The sequence below is a fragment of the Agrobacterium sp. T29 genome (genome assembly GCF_006970545.1).
Classification (GTDB): Bacteria; Pseudomonadota; Alphaproteobacteria; order Rhizobiales; family Rhizobiaceae; genus Agrobacterium; species Agrobacterium leguminum.
Window position 1 is genome coordinate 1,650,170 of the sequence record NZ_CP040640.1, and the last position, 15,194, is coordinate 1,665,363.

Annotated in this window: 26 protein-coding genes; 3 read left to right on the top strand and 23 right to left on the bottom strand. The window is 58.6% G+C overall.

The genetic code is table 11. From position 1 onward, the window contains the following. Positions 1–152: 152 nt before the first annotated feature. The 3 genes from msrP to FGF54_RS08380 are packed head-to-tail and all read left to right on the top strand — an operon-like array spanning position 153 to position 2,079. Positions 153–1,094 carry a protein-methionine-sulfoxide reductase catalytic subunit MsrP gene (gene msrP, locus FGF54_RS08370; RefSeq protein WP_142779419.1) on the top strand — a complete coding sequence of 314 codons (942 nt, stop codon included), beginning with the start codon at positions 153–155 and terminating at the stop codon, positions 1,092–1,094. Between the two features lie 2 nt (positions 1,095–1,096). Continuing rightward, positions 1,097–1,762: a protein-methionine-sulfoxide reductase heme-binding subunit MsrQ gene (msrQ, locus tag FGF54_RS08375; RefSeq protein WP_142779420.1), complete on the top strand. Its 666-nt coding sequence runs from the start codon at positions 1,097–1,099 to the stop codon at positions 1,760–1,762. After that, on the top strand, positions 1,759–2,079 hold the full coding sequence (locus tag FGF54_RS08380; RefSeq protein WP_142779421.1) for a hypothetical protein: 321 nt from the start codon (positions 1,759–1,761) through the stop codon (positions 2,077–2,079). Before msrQ ends, FGF54_RS08380 begins: the two co-directional genes overlap by 4 nt. An 84-nt stretch (positions 2,080–2,163) precedes the next feature. Here the strand turns inward: FGF54_RS08380 and rplQ are convergent, their stop codons facing one another. The 23 genes from rplQ to rplB form a co-directional block, all read right to left on the bottom strand. After that, on the bottom strand, positions 2,164–2,589 hold the full coding sequence (gene rplQ, locus FGF54_RS08385) for a 50S ribosomal protein L17 (protein ID WP_003521014.1): 426 nt from the start codon (positions 2,587–2,589) through the stop codon (positions 2,164–2,166). A gap of 118 nt (positions 2,590–2,707) precedes the next feature. Then, entirely contained in the window at positions 2,708–3,718 is a 1,011-nt protein-coding gene (locus FGF54_RS08390) for a DNA-directed RNA polymerase subunit alpha (RefSeq protein ID WP_003495228.1), read from the bottom strand. 195 nt (positions 3,719–3,913) lie between these two features. Continuing rightward, on the bottom strand, positions 3,914–4,303 hold the full coding sequence (rpsK, locus tag FGF54_RS08395) for a 30S ribosomal protein S11 (RefSeq protein WP_003521013.1): 390 nt from the start codon (positions 4,301–4,303) through the stop codon (positions 3,914–3,916). A 137-nt stretch (positions 4,304–4,440) separates the two neighbouring features. Beyond that, positions 4,441–4,809 (bottom strand): 30S ribosomal protein S13, encoded by a 369-nt coding sequence (gene rpsM / locus FGF54_RS08400; RefSeq protein ID WP_035263425.1) that lies wholly within the window; start codon positions 4,807–4,809, stop codon positions 4,441–4,443. Between the two features lie 302 nt (positions 4,810–5,111). Beyond that, complete coding sequence (locus tag FGF54_RS08405) at positions 5,112–5,702, bottom strand: adenylate kinase (protein ID WP_003521011.1); 591 nt, start codon at positions 5,700–5,702, stop codon at positions 5,112–5,114. After that, the gene (gene secY, locus FGF54_RS08410) at positions 5,699–7,039 is read right to left on the bottom strand and encodes a preprotein translocase subunit SecY (RefSeq protein ID WP_003521010.1); all 1,341 of its coding nucleotides are present in this window, start codon (positions 7,037–7,039) and stop codon (positions 5,699–5,701) included. Before secY ends, FGF54_RS08405 begins: the two co-directional genes overlap by 4 nt. 328 nt (positions 7,040–7,367) lie before the next feature. Then, positions 7,368–7,847 (bottom strand): 50S ribosomal protein L15, encoded by a 480-nt coding sequence (rplO, locus tag FGF54_RS08415; RefSeq protein ID WP_003521009.1) that lies wholly within the window; start codon positions 7,845–7,847, stop codon positions 7,368–7,370. Between the two features lie 16 nt (positions 7,848–7,863). After that, on the bottom strand, positions 7,864–8,070 hold the full coding sequence (gene rpmD / locus FGF54_RS08420) for a 50S ribosomal protein L30 (RefSeq protein WP_020812287.1): 207 nt from the start codon (positions 8,068–8,070) through the stop codon (positions 7,864–7,866). 11 nt (positions 8,071–8,081) lie between these two features. Beyond that, positions 8,082–8,651, bottom strand: a complete 570-nt coding sequence (rpsE, locus tag FGF54_RS08425; protein WP_004442585.1) for a 30S ribosomal protein S5 — start codon at positions 8,649–8,651, stop codon at positions 8,082–8,084. Positions 8,652–8,848: 197 nt separating this feature from the next. Further along, a complete protein-coding gene (rplR, locus tag FGF54_RS08430) occupies positions 8,849–9,211 on the bottom strand; it encodes a 50S ribosomal protein L18 (protein WP_003521008.1) in 363 nt (120 codons plus the stop codon). Positions 9,212–9,223: 12 nt separating this feature from the next. Beyond that, entirely contained in the window at positions 9,224–9,757 is a 534-nt protein-coding gene (gene rplF / locus FGF54_RS08435; RefSeq protein ID WP_003495204.1) for a 50S ribosomal protein L6, read from the bottom strand. A gap of 43 nt (positions 9,758–9,800) precedes the next feature. Next, positions 9,801–10,199 (bottom strand): 30S ribosomal protein S8, encoded by a 399-nt coding sequence (gene rpsH, locus FGF54_RS08440; protein ID WP_003521007.1) that lies wholly within the window; start codon positions 10,197–10,199, stop codon positions 9,801–9,803. 12 nt (positions 10,200–10,211) lie between these two features. Further along, positions 10,212–10,517, bottom strand: a complete 306-nt coding sequence (rpsN, locus tag FGF54_RS08445) for a 30S ribosomal protein S14 (RefSeq protein ID WP_003507785.1) — start codon at positions 10,515–10,517, stop codon at positions 10,212–10,214. Between the two features lie 33 nt (positions 10,518–10,550). Beyond that, the gene (gene rplE, locus FGF54_RS08450) at positions 10,551–11,105 is read right to left on the bottom strand and encodes a 50S ribosomal protein L5 (protein WP_003495201.1); all 555 of its coding nucleotides are present in this window, start codon (positions 11,103–11,105) and stop codon (positions 10,551–10,553) included. Then, positions 11,098–11,406 (bottom strand): 50S ribosomal protein L24, encoded by a 309-nt coding sequence (gene rplX / locus FGF54_RS08455; protein WP_003521006.1) that lies wholly within the window; start codon positions 11,404–11,406, stop codon positions 11,098–11,100. Before rplX ends, rplE begins: the two co-directional genes overlap by 8 nt. 12 nt (positions 11,407–11,418) lie before the next feature. Beyond that, entirely contained in the window at positions 11,419–11,787 is a 369-nt protein-coding gene (gene rplN / locus FGF54_RS08460; RefSeq protein ID WP_003495199.1) for a 50S ribosomal protein L14, read from the bottom strand. Between the two features lie 234 nt (positions 11,788–12,021). After that, entirely contained in the window at positions 12,022–12,258 is a 237-nt protein-coding gene (gene rpsQ, locus FGF54_RS08465; RefSeq protein WP_003495195.1) for a 30S ribosomal protein S17, read from the bottom strand. A gap of 11 nt (positions 12,259–12,269) precedes the next feature. Beyond that, positions 12,270–12,470: a 50S ribosomal protein L29 gene (gene rpmC, locus FGF54_RS08470; RefSeq protein WP_003495193.1), complete on the bottom strand. Its 201-nt coding sequence runs from the start codon at positions 12,468–12,470 to the stop codon at positions 12,270–12,272. 12 nt (positions 12,471–12,482) lie between these two features. After that, positions 12,483–12,896 carry a 50S ribosomal protein L16 gene (gene rplP / locus FGF54_RS08475; protein WP_003495190.1) on the bottom strand — a complete coding sequence of 138 codons (414 nt, stop codon included), beginning with the start codon at positions 12,894–12,896 and terminating at the stop codon, positions 12,483–12,485. Positions 12,897–12,934: 38 nt separating this feature from the next. Then, on the bottom strand, positions 12,935–13,666 hold the full coding sequence (gene rpsC / locus FGF54_RS08480) for a 30S ribosomal protein S3 (RefSeq protein ID WP_003495188.1): 732 nt from the start codon (positions 13,664–13,666) through the stop codon (positions 12,935–12,937). Continuing rightward, a complete protein-coding gene (gene rplV / locus FGF54_RS08485; protein WP_003521005.1) occupies positions 13,666–14,055 on the bottom strand; it encodes a 50S ribosomal protein L22 in 390 nt (129 codons plus the stop codon). The genes rpsC and rplV overlap by 1 nt, the downstream gene beginning before the upstream one ends. A gap of 2 nt (positions 14,056–14,057) precedes the next feature. Continuing rightward, the gene (gene rpsS, locus FGF54_RS08490) at positions 14,058–14,336 is read right to left on the bottom strand and encodes a 30S ribosomal protein S19 (RefSeq protein WP_003507772.1); all 279 of its coding nucleotides are present in this window, start codon (positions 14,334–14,336) and stop codon (positions 14,058–14,060) included. A gap of 15 nt (positions 14,337–14,351) precedes the next feature. Next, positions 14,352–15,188, bottom strand: coding sequence for a 50S ribosomal protein L2 (gene rplB, locus FGF54_RS08495; RefSeq protein ID WP_003521004.1), 837 nt, complete (start codon positions 15,186–15,188; stop codon positions 14,352–14,354). Between the last annotated feature and the right edge of the window lie 6 nt (positions 15,189–15,194).

The following is a 15,194-nucleotide window of genomic DNA, read 5'->3' on the forward strand; positions in this document are numbered from 1 at the left end:
GTGCTATCCGGCCGCGCCTTCATCACAAATGCGCGATTTCCGCCGCCCCACCGTTGTTTTTCCGCAGAGCGCTGAAACATATCTGTGCAGCGGCCGTATTGGCTATCATAATCGATTTATCGCCGATGTACCCGGCTTTTGTGGAGGTTCCAATGCCCGCCTATCGCCCGCCCCTCATCTCGGCAAATGAAATCACGCCGAAGAATATCTACCTGTCCAGACGTGGCTTCCTCGGCACGGCGGCGGGGCTGGCGGCAATCGGGCTGGCCGGGCGCGAGGCTGTTGCCGCGCCGCTTTCCGCAAAACCCGGCGCCTACAAGCTGGATGAGAAGCTCACTCCGCTCGATGCTGTCACCAGCTATAATAATTTCTACGAATTCGGTGTGGGAAAATCCGACCCGAAGGAAAATTCCGGCAAGTTCAAGCCTACCCCCTGGACGGTGAAAGTGGATGGCCTCGTCTCCAAACCACAGGAATTCGGCATTGAAGAGCTGATGAAATATCCTCTCGAAGAGCGCACTTACCGCATGCGCTGCGTCGAGGGTTGGTCGATGGTCATTCCGTGGATCGGCTTCCCGCTCGCCACCCTTCTCGACAAGGTGGAGCCGCTTGGCAGCGCGAAATATGTCGCTTTCGAAACCGTGGTGCGGCCGGACGAAATGCCGGGGCAAAGCGGCCTGTTCCAGCCTCTCTCCTGGCCCTATGTCGAGGGGCTTCGCCTCGATGAAGCGCGCCATCCGCTCACCATCCTCGCCCTCGGCCTCTACGGCGAGACGCTGCCGAACCAGAACGGCGCGCCGATCCGCCTCGTCGTGCCGTGGAAATACGGCTTCAAGGGTATCAAATCCATCGTCCGCATTTCGCTCGTCGAAAAACAGCCGGAAACGACCTGGAAAAATTCCAATGCCCGCGAATACGGCTTCTATTCCAACGTCAACCCGAATGTGGACCATCCGCGCTGGAGCCAGGCGACGGAACAGCGCATCGGCGAAGGCGGCTTCTTTGGCACCCAGAACCGCCCTACCCTGATGTTCAACGGTTATGACGAGGTGGCGAGCCTCTATGCCGGCATGGACCTGAAAGCGAATTATTGACCATGGCCTTCGCCCTGCCTCTTCCCTCGCTGCCGAAGCGTTACCAGCCGGCGGCCATCTGGTCGCTTTATGTGATCGGCCTCTGTCCGGGCCTCTGGTATTTCTATCTCGCCGCAACCGGCGGCCTCGGCTTCAATCCGGTCAAGGATTTCGAGCACCTGCTCGGCATCTGGGCGCTGCGCTTTCTGTGCCTCGGGCTTCTGGTGACTCCGCTGCGCGATCTCTTCAACATCAACCTCATCGCCTATCGCCGCGCGCTGGGGCTGATCGCCTTTTATTACGTGCTGGCGCATTTCACCGTCTATCTGGTGCTGGACCGTGGCCTGATCCTCGGTTCCATCGCCGGCGATATTCTGAAGCGCCCCTATATCATGCTCGGCATGGCCGGGCTTCTCATGCTCATACCGCTGGCGCTCACCTCCAACCGCTGGTCGATCCGCAAACTCGGCAGCCGCTGGAACACGCTGCATAAGCTCGTCTATCTCGTGCTCATCGTCGGCGTGCTGCATTTCGTGCTGGCGCGAAAGTCGGTCACGCTGGAGCCGGTGTTTTATATCAGCACGATGGTGATCCTGCTCGGCTATCGGCTGATACGGCCCTCGATCATGGCAAGGAAGCGGGGGAGACGCGCTGACAGGAACTCTCTGCAACGCCCATCACGATCATGAAGCCGACCGATCAAAACCTCCGAACTGCCCACCGCCCTGAAATCTCCATTTCCGGTCAAACGGCTCTCTCCGAAATATTCAACACAATGGCAACTGGCGCGGCTTTCGACCCTGCTCGAATTGGCCGCGCCTTGAACAGTGCTCATCGGCAGGCGTTATCAGGGCTTGTTGAACGCATTGAGAACGACGACGTTAAAGAAGAAGACCTGCAAAGGCTCTGGCTCGCGCATCATGTTTCGGACCGCATTGTTCTGATGGCCACACTTGTTGACATTATTCGTCAAATCAGCCGCTACTTGCCGGGTCGACAGCCTTAAATCCGGAAAGTGAAGCAACAAAAAAAGCCGGGCGATCTCTCGCCCGGCTTTTTTAACTCATGACGCCTGAACGGGCGTCAAACCTTATGCAGCTTCGGCAGCAGCAGCTTCAGCGGCAACGCGAGCCTTGTCGGCTGCGCCCTTGGCGTCAACGTCGCGCTCGACGAATTCGATGACGGCGAGAGCGGCATTATCGCCCTGGCGGAAGCCGGCCTTCATGATACGCAGGTAGCCGCCGTTGCGGTTTGCGTAGCGGGCTGCGATCGCGTCGAACAGCTTGCGAACGGCATCCTGATCCTTGATCTGCGAGATCGCCTGACGACGAGCGTGCAGGTCGCCGCGCTTGCCGAGGGTGACGAGCTTCTCAACGATCGGACGAATTTCCTTCGCCTTCGGAAGCGTGGTTACGATCTGCTCATGGGTGATGAGCGAAGCAGCCATGTTGGCAAACATTGCCTTGCGGTGGCTGGCGGTTCTATTGAGCTTGCGGCCTGAATTACCGTGGCGCATTGCTATTCTCCTTCTACGCAGGTTCCTTCTCTAAGGCCTGCCGTTTCCTGGCACATGCAGATGACTTATCTGCTGTTTGACGGGGAAAGGCAGTCTTTGAGGTCTGCCTTCTTGTTTGTTAGTACTGGTCTTCGTAACGCTTTGCGAGATCTTCGATGTTCTCAGGCGGCCATGCCGGCACTTCCATGCCGAGGTGCAGACCCATGGAAGCGAGAACTTCCTTGATTTCGTTCAGCGACTTGCGACCGAAGTTCGGCGTGCGAAGCATTTCGGCTTCGGTCTTCTGGATCAGGTCGCCGATATAAACGATGTTGTCGTTCTTCAGGCAGTTTGCCGAACGAACGGACAGTTCGAGCTCGTCGACCTTCTTGAGAAGCGCCGGGTTGAACGCGAGTTCGGTAACCGATTCTTCTTCTGCTTCCTTCTGCGGCTCGTCGAAGTTGACGAAGACGCCGAGCTGGTCCTGAAGAATGCGAGCGGCGAAGGCAACGGCGTCTTCGCCGGAAACCGAACCGTTGGTCTCGATCGTCATGATCAGCTTGTCATAGTCGAGAACCTGGCCTTCACGGGTGTTTTCCACCTTGTAGGACACTTTCTTGACCGGAGAATAGAGGCTGTCCACCGGAATGAGGCCAATCGGGGCATCTTCCGCGCGGTTGCGCTCAGCCGGTACGTAACCCTTGCCGTTGTTGACGGTGAATTCCATGCGGATTTCAGCGCCATCGTCCAGCGTGCAGATCACGTGGTCGGGGTTCAGGATCTCGATATCGCCAACCGTCTGGATGTCACCAGCGGTCACGGCGCCCGGACCCTGCTTGCGCACGACCATGCGCTTGGAATCATCGCCGTCCATCTTGATGGCGATTTCCTTGATGTTGAGCACGATATCCGTCACATCTTCCCGAACGCCGGGGATGGAGGAGAATTCGTGCAGGACACCGTCGATCTGCACGGCCGTCACAGCGGCGCCACGCAGAGAAGACAACAGAACGCGACGCAGCGCGTTGCCGAGGGTAAGACCGAAACCACGCTCCAGCGGCTCGGCAACCAGCGTTGCCTTAGTGCGGCTGGACGAGGTGAACTCGACCTTGTTCGGCTTGATAAGTTCCTGCCAGTTCTTCTGAATCATCTTTAAACCTTCCGTTCGCCGCCACCATCCAATCGTGACGGACCGAGCATGAAAACACCGAGAGGAACCTAATTCAGCGGTTCATTGGTGGGTTCTTGAGCGCAAGTCCGCCGATCGAAATCGACGCGCACACGCCAGATACACGAAAATTCCGCCAGACCTGAGGTAAGGCGGAATTTCCGAACCACGGTCGCGTCAGACGCGGCGCTTCTTGCGCGGACGGCAACCGTTGTGCGGGATCGGCGTCACGTCGCGAATGGAAGTGATCATGAAACCGGCAGCCTGCAGGGCGCGAAGTGCCGATTCACGGCCGGAACCCGGACCGCAAACTTCAACTTCAAGCGACTTCATGCCGTGTTCCTGAGCCTTCTTCGCGCAATCTTCAGCAGCGATCTGGGCAGCGAACGGGGTCGACTTGCGCGAACCCTTGAAGCCCTTGGCACCAGCGGACGACCAGGCAATAGCATTGCCCTGTGCGTCGGTGATGGTGATCATCGTGTTGTTGAAGGTCGAGTTGACGTGCGCGACGCCCGACGTGATGTTCTTACGTTCGCGACGGCGAATACGTGCGGCTTCCTTGGCCATTTTATACCTTTCATTGATCTCTTCACCGCCGTAACACCAGCGGCTACACCGGCGATCAACCCCATCGGAGCTTCACGCCAAACTCAGAAAGGCTGGCGCGGACTGCACCAGCCTCCCCTTTCCGGAGAACCGGAAAATTACTTCTTCTTACCAGCGATAGCCTTCGCCGGACCCTTGCGGGTGCGGGCGTTGGTGTGCGTGCGCTGACCGCGGACCGGAAGGCCACGACGGTGACGCAGGCCGCGGTAGCAACCGAGGTCCATCAGACGCTTGATGTTCATCGAGGTCTCACGACGCAGGTCGCCTTCGACCTGGTAGTCGCGGTCGATGGCTTCGCGGATCTGAAGAACTTCAGCATCCGTCAGCTGATGAACGCGCTTCTCAGCCGGAAGACCGACCTTGTCCATGATTTCCTGCGCGAATTTCGGACCGATCCCGTGAATGTAGGTCAGCGCAATAACAACGCGCTTCGCGGTCGGGATGTTGACGCCAGCGATACGTGCCACGTCTCTTCTCCTTGGTTCCAGTTGCCATCCGGCAAGTGGTGATTCCATTCGAGCGGCCGACAAGACCGCCAGTTCAAATTGGTGTCCGTGACAAGTCAAAACGACCGAACCCGGATCTCCCTTCCCTTAGGGAAATCCGCGCCAGTCGCTTGGGATGTCGCGAGTTGGCGCGGTGTTTAACGGAATCAGCGCAAAAAAGCAACCGGCTCCGCCAAGATTCTTTTACGATCCAAAGGATCTGCCGCCATGCGCAAGCGAGATATGGGCAAGAGCGCAACAGCCTCGCCCATCCGCTCCATCGATCAGGCGGAGGCTTTCTCGAGAACGCGCTCGATAGCCTCGGTGACGGCATCGACGTCAGCCATGCCATCCAGCGTCACGAGCTCGCCCTGTTCGCTGTAATAGGCGGACAGCGGCGCGGTCTTCTCGCGATATTCCGTCAGGCGCTTGCGGAACGCTTCCGGATTGTCATCCGAGCGAACCGTACCGCCGGCGGCAATGGTTTCAGCCACGCGGTTTTCGATTCGGCGAATCAACGCCTCTTCGTCCACCTTGAGTTCGATGACGGCATCGAGGACCAGATTCTTCTTGCGCATGTTCTCGGCAAGCGCCTTGGCCTGCGGAACGGTGCGCGGATAGCCGTCGAGAATAAAGCCCTTGGCACAGTCCGGTGCTTCGATGCGTTCGGAAACGATCTGATTGACGATATCGTCGGAAACAAGCCCGCCGGCGTCCATGACGGCCTTGGCGCGTTTGCCGATTTCGGTGCCCGCGCTGACCGCAGCGCGAAGCATGTCACCGGTGGAAAGCTGCGGGATCCCGTACTTGTCCGTCAGCCGCTTGGCCTGGGTTCCCTTGCCCGCACCCGGCGGACCCAAAAATATCAGTCTCATCGTCCCCTCTTTCCTCCACGCAACTTCGACTTCTTGATCAGCCCTTCATACTGCTGCGCGATCAGGTGGCCCTGAATTTGCGCAACCGTGTCCAGAGTTACACTGACAACGATCAAAAGCGAAGTACCACCAAGGGCTAATGGAATGCCCGTGCGTGCGATAAGTGTCTCAGGAAGGATACAGACGAAGACAAGATAAATCGCGCCGACCACGGTGATGCGGGTCAGGACGTAATCGATGTACTCCGCGGTGCGCTCGCCCGGACGGATGCCCGGAATGAAGCCACCATGCTTCTTGAGGTTATCTGCGGTGTCCTTCGGATTGAAGACGATCGCCGTATAGAAAAACGCGAAGAACGCGATCAGCAGGCCGTAGAGCGCCATGAACAGCGGCTGCCCGTGCTGCAGCGACGCGATGATCGAGGTTGCCCAGCCCGGCAGGTTGGTGTTTCCGGCAAAACCCGCAGCCGTTGCCGGCAGCAGCAGCAGCGACGATGCAAAGATCGCGGGAATGACGCCGGCCGTGTTGAGCTTCAGCGGCAAATGCGAGGTATCGCCCTGGAACATGCGATTGCCGACCTGTCGCTTCGGATATTGGATCAACAGGCGGCGCTGGGCGCGCTCCACGAAGACGATGAGCGCGATGACGCCGATGGCGACCACGACGACCGTCAGGATGAGCGGGGTGGAAAGCGCACCGGTACGGCCGAGTTCCAGCGTGCCGGCCAGCGCCTTGGGCAGGCCTGCGGCGATGCCCGCGAAGATGATCAGCGAAATACCGTTGCCGATACCGCGCGAGGTGATCTGCTCACCCAGCCACATCAGGAACATCGTGCCGCCGAGCAGCGTGATGACGGTGGAAATGCGGAAGAACCAGCCCGGATCGACCACGAGGCCGTTGCCGCTTTCGAGGCCGACCGCAATGCCATAAGCCTGCAGCGTGCCGAGCAGCACCGTGCCGTAGCGCGTATACTGGTTGATGATCTTGCGGCCGGCTTCGCCTTCCTTCTTCAACGCTTCGAGCGAGGGCACGACCGAGGTCATGAGCTGCACGATGATCGAAGCGGAGATGTAAGGCATGATGCCGAGCGCGAAGATCGCCATGCGCTCGACGGCGCCACCCGCAAACATGTTGAAAAGACCGAGAATACCGTTGGCCTGGCCACGGAAGGCCTGCGCATAGGCTTCGGGGTTCAGGCCCGGAAGCGGAATGTGGGTGCCGAGACGGTAGACGAGAAGTGCGGCAAGAGTAAACCAGAGACGCTTTTTCAGATCCTCCGCCTTAGCGAAGGTCGAAAAATTCAGGTTCGAAGCCAGTTGTTCCGCTGCTGAAGCCATAAATTTCTCCGAATGACCCTTGCCAGCCAGCGCAACCGGCCGATGCGGAAAGGTCTAAAAGATACTGGTCAAAACCGGGCTTCGGACAAACGCGGCTCTGAGCCGCCATCATGCCTCACCCTGTTTTTTATGTCCTATCCCCTCCCCTACGGAAGTTCAAGAACTGTGAGGCTCTCCCTGCAGCACTTTCTGCCGCAAGCGGGGCCGTGGAAGCACACCGCGAAGAGATTGCCCTGATGCTCTATAAATCGATTTAGATCGAAAGCACCATAGGCCAGGGAGCGCAAACGCCCGGAGCGACGAGCCCCGGGCGTCTGAAGTCTATATATTACTCGGCGGCTTCTGCTGCAACTGCGAGAAGCTTGATCGAACCGCCAGCCTTTTCGATCTTTTCGATTGCGGGCTTGGAAGCGCCGGCAACTTCGAAAGCGACCTTGGCCTTCAGCTCGCCGTCGGCGAGAATGCGTACGCCGTCCTTGGCGCGGCGGATAACGCCGGCAGCCTTGAGAGCAGCGGCATCGATCGTTGCGGAAGCGTCAAGCTTCTTGGCGTCGATGGCGGTCTGAATGCGGCCGAGCGATACGACAACATATTCGGAAGCGAAGATGTTGTTGAAACCGCGCTTCGGCAGACGACGGTAGATGGGCATCTGACCGCCTTCGAAACCGTTGATGGCGACGCCCGAACGAGCCTTCTGGCCCTTCACACCGCGACCACCGGTCTTGCCCTTGCCGGAACCGATACCGCGACCTACGCGGATACGGTCCTTGGAGGCGCCTTCGTTGTCTCTGATTTCATTGAGTTTCATGATAGGTTACTCCGTCTCACTTCTCGTCAACGACGCGAACGAGATGCTGGACCGCACGGATCATGCCGCGAACCGCCGGAGTGTCTTCCAGGGTGCGCTGACGATGCATCTTGTTGAGACCCAGGCCGATCAGCGTCTGGCGCTGGATTGCCGGGCGGCGAATGGGGCTGCCGATCTGTTCGACCGTAACAGTCTTCTTGGCTTCAGTAGTCTTCTTGGCCATGATCCAGCTCCTTATTCTTCAGAAGCGTTGCCGGAAGCGGCACGACGAGCCTGAAGGGTCGCATACTTCAGACCGCGCTGTGCAGCGATGTCCTTCGGATGAACCTGATGCTTCAGAGCGTCGAACGTAGCGCGAACCATGTTGTACGGGTTCGAAGAACCGGTCGACTTGGCAACAACGTCATGAACGCCGAGCGTTTCGAAAACGGCGCGCATCGGACCACCGGCGATGATACCGGTACCGGCCTTGGCCGAACGCAGCAGAACCTTGCCTGCGCCGTGACGGCCATTGACGTCGTGATGAAGCGTACGGCCATCACGCAGCGGAACGAAGATCAGATCGCGCTTTGCGCTTTCAGTTGCCTTGCGGATTGCTTCCGGAACTTCACGAGCCTTGCCGTGACCGAAGCCGACGCGGCCCTTCTGGTCGCCAACGACGACGAGAGCGGCGAAGCCGAAGCGACGGCCACCCTTAACAACCTTTGCAACGCGGTTGATCGCGACCAGCTTGTCGACGAATTCGCTATCGCGCTCTTCGCGGTTCTGACGCTCTTCGCGGGAACCTCTTTTATCCTGTGCCATTGTCCTTGTCCTTTTTCTTTTGCGGGTGGAACGGCAAACGAAAAGACCAGCGGCCCCGATGAAGAGATCCGCATGGTCCGGTGAAATTCCGCCCGGATCGTTGTCCGGGCGGAAGCTGCAGCGCGAAAAGCGCTGCAGCATCTTTGTTGGTGCATGATCCTTTCTTTCGATCTCAAAAAATCGAAAGGGTCATGCACTCAGAAGTTCAGGCCGCCTTCGCGGGCAGCGTCTGCCAGGGCCTTGATGCGGCCGTGGTAGATGAACGCGCCACGGTCGAATACGACATCCTTGACGCCAGCCTTGACGCCACGCTCGGCAACCAGCTTGCCTACGACGGTTGCTGCTGCAACGTCGGCGCCGGTCTTGAGCGAGCCGCGCAGATCGGCTTCGAGCGTGGAGGCAGACGCAAGCGTCTTGCCAGCAACGTCATCGATGATCTGGGCGTAGATGTTCTTCGACGAGCGATGAACCGACAGGCGCGGGCGGCCGTTGGCAACCGCCTTGATCTGGCGGCGCACGCGGCTCGCGCGACGTGCAAGTGCTTCTTTCCTGCTAGCCATTTCGCGTGATCCTTACTTCTTCTTGCCTTCTTTGCGGACAATACGCTCTTCAGCGTACTTCACGCCCTTGCCCTTGTAGGGCTCGGGACCGCGGTATTCGCGGATTTCCGCGGCTACCTGGCCAACCTGCTGCTTGTTGATGCCGGAAACGATGATTTCCGTGGGCTTCGGAACGGCAATGGTGATGCCGACCGGAGGCTCGTAAACAACGTCGTGGCTGAAGCCGAGAGCCAGCTGCAGGTTCTTGCCCTGCATGGCGGCACGGTAACCAACGCCGTTGATTTCGAGCTTGCGCTCATAGCCGTCCTTAACACCCTTGAAGATGTTCTCGATCATCGTGCGGGACATGCCCCACTTCGAACGAGCTTCCTTGGTGCCGTTAGCCGGCGTTACGGAAACGCCGTTATCTTCGAGCTTCAGCTGAATGTCGTCGTTAGCGACGAAAAACAGTTCACCCTTCGGGCCCTTAGCAGTAACCTTCTGGCCGTCGACATTGGCCGTCACACCTGCTGGAACCGGAACGGGCTTTTTACCGATACGAGACATTATTCAATCCTGTCTGTTCGTTATGGAGATCCTTGCTCGGGTCTTAGAAGACCGAGCAAAGAACCTCGCCACCAACGTTCTGTTCGCGAGCCTGGTGATCGGCCATCACGCCCTTCGGGGTCGAAAGGATGGTGATGCCGAGGCCGTTCGCGACCTGCGGAATGGACTTTACCGAGACATAAACCCGGCGGCCCGGTTTGGAAACGCGGCCGATCTCACGGATCACGGACGCGCCTTCGTAGTACTTCAGCTCGATCGTGAATTCGGACTTGCCGTTTTCGAAATCGACCTTGGAATAACCGCGAATGTAGCCTTCAGCCTGCAGCACGTCGAGAACGCGTGCGCGGAGGCTGGAAGCCGGCGTGCTTACCGAAGACTTGCGGCGAGCAGCACCATTGCGGATGCGGGTGAGCATATCACCCAAAGGATCAGTCATGGTCATGTGCCCGTCTCCTTACCAGCTCGACTTGACAATGCCCGGCACCTTGCCGGAATTGCCCAGCTCACGAAGCGCGATACGCGACATCTTGAGCTTGCGATAGAACGCGCGCGGACGGCCCGTTACTTCGCAGCGGTTGCGGATACGCGTCTTCGAGCCGTCACGCGGCAGCGAAGCGAGCTTCAGAGTGGCCTTGAACCGGTCTTCGATCGGAAGGGACTGGTTCATCACGATCGCCTTCAGTGCGGCGCGCTTGGCGGCCTGCTGGGCGACCGACTTGCGGCGGCGCTTGTTCTTTTCAACTGCGCTTGTTTTCGCCATATCGGAGTTCCTTTTCTACGCTCGTCGTTACGGTTAGTGACGGAACGGGAAGTTGAACTCTGTCAGCAGAGCCCGAGCTTCGTCGTCCGACGTCGCCGTCGTGCAAACGATGATGTCCATGCCCCACATCTGATCAACCTTATCGTAGTTGATCTCAGGGAACACAATGTGTTCCTTGATGCCCATGGCGAAGTTGCCACGGCCGTCAAAGCTCTTCGGGTTCAGGCCCCGGAAGTCGCGAACGCGCGGAAGCGCGATGTTGACCAGACGATCAAGGAATTCGTACATGCGGGCGCCACGAAGGGTAACCTTCGCACCGATCGGCATGCCTTCGCGAACCTTGAAACCTGCGATCGAGTTGCGAGCGCGGGTAACGACCGGCTTCTGGCCGGCGATCGCAGCCAGGTCACCGGCAGCGATGGTGGGCTTCTTGGAGTCGGCAGTCGCCTCGCCAACACCCATGTTGATCACGATCTTTTCAAGCTTCGGGATCATCATCACGTTGGCGTAGGAGAACTTCTCCTGCATGGCGCCACGGATACGGGAAACGTATTCCGTCTTGAGACGCGGCTCGTACTTATCAGCCATCGATCACTTCTCCCGAACGCTTGGCCACGCGGACCTTCTTGCCATCCACAACCGAGAAGCCAACGCGGGTCGGCTTGCCATCCTTGTCGACGATGGCGATGTTGGAGATGTGCAAGGATGCTTCCTTGTTGATGATGCCGGCTTCCTGGGCCTGGGTCTGGCGCTGGTGACGCTTCACCATGTTAACGCCACGCACAACGGCCCGATCTTCCTTCGGCAAAACCTGGATTACTTCGCCGGTACGACCCTTGTCCTTACCGGTCAATACGACAACCTTGTCGCCTTTACGAATCTTCTGCATCGCATTCGCTCCTTACAGTACTTCCGGAGCCAGCGAGATGATCTTCATGTGGTTCTTGGCGCGAAGTTCGCGCGGAACCGGTCCGAAGATACGGGTGCCGATGGGCTCTTTCTTGTTGTCGATAAGAACGGCTGCGTTGTTATCGAAACGGATGACGCTGCCGTCAGCGCGGCGGATGTCCTTGGCGGTGCGCACGACAACCGCCTTCATCACGTCGCCCTTCTTGACGCGGCCGCGCGGAATAGCTTCCTTGATGGAAACGACAATAATGTCGCCAACAGAAGCATATTTGCGCTTCGAGCCGCCCAGCACCTTGATGCACATGACACGACGTGCGCCGGAATTATCCGCCACGTCGAGGTTTGTTTGCATCTGAATCATGTCAGGTCGCCTTCTTGTTGTTACCGGGACGGTTGGGCAAACTCTCCCGAGTAAGCCCCCTGCCCCAGCTTATGAATATCTCTTTTTTTGCGCGGAAATGTCGTGACAGGGTGGTTTCCCGAAGGACCTTCCGTGCGCATCAAAGCAAAAGACGCTCGATTCACGAGCGTCCTTGCGGTGCTTCATACAGGAATTCGCGCCAAGTGCAAGACACCTGGCGCGATTCTGATGAAATTAAGCCTGGGCGGAAACGACCGTCCAGCGCTTGTCCTTGGAGATCGGTGCGCATTCCTCGATGGAAACGACATCGCCGACCTTATACTGATTGTTTTCGTCGTGTGCCTTGTACTTCTTCGAACGACGAACGGTCTTCTGAAGCAGCGGGTGAGCGAATCGGCGCTCAACCCGGACCACGACAGTCTTCTCGTTCTTGTCGGACACTACGACGCCCTGCAGAATGCGTTTCGGCATATTATTCTTCCTTAGGCCTTGGCTTCTGCCGCCTTCTGGCGGGCAATGGTTTTAACGCGGGCGATATCCTTGCGGACTTCGTTGATGCGCGAGGACTTCTCCAGCTGACCAGTTGCCTTCTGGAAGCGCAGGTTGAACTGCTCCTTCTTCAGATCGGCGAGCTTGTCCTTGAGCTGGTCGGCGCTGAGGCCGCGAACTTCATCGGCTTTCATGTGCCTTGCTCCTTACTCTGCGATGCGCTGTACGAAGCGCGTCTTGACCGAGAGCTTGGCAGCGCCGAGACGAAGCGCCTCACGGGCGATCTCCTCGGACACACCGTCGATCTCGAACATCATACGACCGGGCTTGACCTTGCATGCCCAGTAATCGACCGAACCCTTGCCCTTACCCATACGAACTTCGGTCGGCTTTGCCGTGACCGGAACGTCGGGGAATACGCGGATCCACACGCGACCTGCGCGCTTCATGTAACGCGTGATCGCGCGGCGGGCCGCTTCGATCTCGCGCGCATTCACGCGGTTCGGTTCCTGCGACTTCAAGCCGAATTCACCGAATGCCAGGTCAAAGCCGCCCTTGGCGACGCCCTTGATGCGTCCCTTGAACTGCTTACGGTACTTAGTACGCTTTGGCTGCAACATTTTCTTACTTCTCCGAGCTTATCTTTCGCCAGCGTCAATCAAGCGTTTTCGCGACGACGATCGGGACGATCGCCACGCTCACGGCTTGCAGGGCCCTGTGCGTCGCCTTCGAGACCGCGACGCTCAGAAGCCATCGGATCGTGCTCAAGGATTTCGCCCTTGAAGATCCAGACCTTGATGCCGCAAATGCCGAATGCGGTTTCAGCTTCAGCCGTGCCGTAGTCGATGTCCGCACGCAGCGTGTGCAGCGGAACGCGACCTTCGCGGTACCATTCGGTACGAGCGATTTCTGCACCGCCGAGACGGCCGCCGCAGGTGATCTTGATGCCTTCGGCGCCAAGACGCATTGCGGACTGAACAGCACGCTTCATCGCACGGCGGAAAGCCACGCGGCGCTCGAGCTGCTGAGCGATCGACTGGGCAACCAGCGTCGCGTCGATTTCCGGCTTGCGCACTTCAACGATGTTGAGGTGCGTTTCGGAGTTGGTCATTTCGGAAAGCTTCTTGCGAAGCTTCTCGATGTCCGCACCCTTCTTGCCGATGATCAGACCCGGACGAGCCGAGTGGATCGTAACGCGGCACTTCTTGTGCGGACGCTCGATGACGACCTTGGCTATACCGGCCTGCTTGAGTTCCTTGATCAGGTAAGCCCGGATCTTCAGGTCTTCATGCAGCAGCTTGCCGTATTCTGCGGTGTCAGCGTACCAGCGGCTATCCCAGGTACGGTTGATGCCGAGGCGGAAGCCGATCGGATTGATTTTCTGACCCATTATGCGGCCTCCCCTTTTTCCTCGACTTCACGAACAACGATCGTGAGGTGAGCGAACGGCTTTTCGATGCGGGAAGCACGACCACGGCCACGAGCGTGGAAACGCTTCATGGTGATGGACTTGCCAACATAGGCCTCGGCGACGACGAGAGCGTCGACGTCGAGGTCGTGGTTGTTTTCCGCATTGGCAATTGCAGATTCCAGCGTCTTCTTGACGGTGCCTGCAATGCGCTTGCGGGAGAATTCGAGCTCGGCGAGAGCGCGATCAACCTTCTTGCCACGGATAAGAGCGGCAACCAGGTTCAGTTTCTGGGGGCTGACGCGGAGCGTACGGGCAACGGCCTGAGCCTCGTTGTCCTTCAGCCGGCGTTCGGTCTTAGCCTTCGCCATGATTACTTCCTCTTTGCCTTCTTGTCCGCGCCGTGACCGTAATAGGTACGGGTCGGAGAGAATTCACCGAACTTGTGTCCGACCATGTCTTCGTTGACGGAGACGGGCACATGCTTGCTGCCGTTGTAGACGCCGAAGGTCAGACCAACGAACTGCGGCAGGATCGTGGAGCGACGGCTCCAGATCTTGATTACTTCGTTACGTCCGCTCTCGCGCACCTTCTCAGCCTTGGTGAGAAGATAGCCGTCAACAAACGGACCTTTCCATACTGAACGAGCCATTAGTGACTACCTCTCTTACTTCTTACGCTGATGGCGCGAGCGCATGATGAACTTGTCGGTCGACTTGTTCGAACGGGTGCGCTTGCCCTTCGTGGGCTTGCCCCACGGAGTAACCGGGTGGCGACCACCCGACGTGCGACCTTCACCACCACCGTGCGGGTGGTCGACCGGGTTCATGACGACGCCGCGAACGTGCGGACGCTTGCCGCGCCAACGGGAACGACCGGCCTTGCCGTCGTTGATGTTGGCGTGGTCCGAGTTCGAAACAGCGCCGATCGATGCGAGGCAGGAGCCGTGCACCAGACGCTGTTCGCCCGAGTTGAGACGCAGGATGGCCATGCCGGCATCGCGGCCGACGAGCTGGACATACGTACCGGCGGAGCGAGCGATCTGACCGCCCTTGCCCGGCTTCATCTCGACGTTGTGGATGATCGAACCGACCGGAATGTACTGAAGCGGCATGGTGTTGCCGGGCTTCACGTCCACTGCCTTGTCGGAGGCGATCACCTTGTCACCGGCAGCGAGACGCTGTGGCGCGAGAATGTAAGCCTGTTCGCCGTCGGTATACGTAACCAGCGCGATGAACGCGGTGCGGTTGGGGTCGTATTCCAGACGCTCAACGGTGCCTTCTACGTCGAACTTGCGACGCTTGAAGTCAACCAGACGGTAGGTCCGCTTGTGACCGCCGCCCTGGAAACGGACGGTGATCCGGCCCTGGTTGTTACGGCCACCCTTGGAGCTGAGGCCCTGGGTGAGAGCCTTTACCGGCTTGCCCTTGTAGAGCGAAGCGCGGTCCACGATAACCAGCTGGCGCTGGCTCGGCGTGGTCGGATTGAAACTTTTCAATGCCATTTTCTT